Consider the following 1,252-nt stretch of genomic DNA (forward strand, 5'->3'; position numbering starts at 1 on the left):
GTGCGATGTCCACGAACCCGCCCTTCGCGGCGGGTCGACTCTGCAGTCGGATGCGGACCGCGATGAAGATTGCCAGGACGAACATCACGGCGGCCGAATAGATGAACAAGCCGCTCGGGCCCAATCTGTCCATGGCGAATGCGCCGARAAGCGGCCCGATCGTCACGCCCGCGGCCCAGGAAAACAATAGCGAACTCACTGTCGCGATGATCTCATCGGGCTCGACGAGGTCGCAAGCGTGAGCGGCACACACCGAGTAAATGCACAGCGCAAGACCGCCCCAGGCCCCGAAGGCCAGAATGATGACCGCCGGCGAGCCGTACATGCTGGCCAACAGGATGAGGACCGACAACGCTGTCGCGCCGGCCGCAAGGCCGCCGATGACGTATCGCCGGTCGAAGCGATCCGAGATCCAACCCATCGGCCATTGGAGCAGGAGACTGCCGGCCTGAAGGGCGAAAAGCAAAGCGGCGGCCTGATCCTGACTGAGCCCGATGCTCGTGCCGAAAACCGGGGTGATCGCAATCACGGGCCCATTCACGAGGCCTACGACGAACGCCCCGACGATGGCCGACGGAGCGACGACGAACAGGCTTCGGATCTTGATCCGCACGCCCAGAGGCGGCGGCGGTTCTTCCGTCATCGTCGCCGAGATCGGCAGGAGAGACAGGCACATCATGGCGCTGACCGCCATGAACAAACCGTCGGTTCTGATATCGCCCAAGATGATGCCGAGAGGTGCCAGCATCAACGCAACTTTGGTGCAGGCGATGTAGATGGAAAGGGTGCGGCCGCGATGGGAGCTGGTGGCCCGGGCGCTGATCCAGCCGTCGGTAACGGTGAAGATGCACGCGAGCGTGACGCCGGTCAAAGCACGGAGGACAACCCACGCTGCCGTCGAATGAGCTTGCGTCATCGCCAGAACGAGCACAGCGGCAAGAGCTGCCAAGCTTGCGAAGGCGCGAATGTAGCCGATGCGGCGGATGAAGGCCGGCGCCATGAAGCAGCCGGTCGAGAAACCGAGGCCGTAGGCCGCTGCCACGACGCCAATGGAGGAGATCGACAGACCTTCAACCTGCATCCGCAAAGGCAGCAGCACCTGCAACAACCCGTTGCCCACTTGCAGCAACGTCGTCGCGACGGTGATCGTCCAAATCAGGGAGAGAGAAGAGCCCAAGGCGGATTCACGGGAGAAGCTTCGGGGGAAATACGCTTCAGATCATAGAGTGCAGTTGATTTGATAGATCAAGAG

General features: G+C 62.2%; 1 protein-coding gene. It reads right to left on the minus strand.

What is annotated here, in order from left to right:
* Positions 1-1,177: MFS transporter (locus AC1DT3_RS21685; RefSeq protein WP_477467249.1), on the minus strand; the 1,177-nt coding region annotated here is incomplete at its 3' end.
* Positions 1,178-1,252 lie beyond the last annotated feature (75 nt).

The sequence above is a fragment of the Microvirga sp. P4_G7 genome (assembly GCF_056401005.1).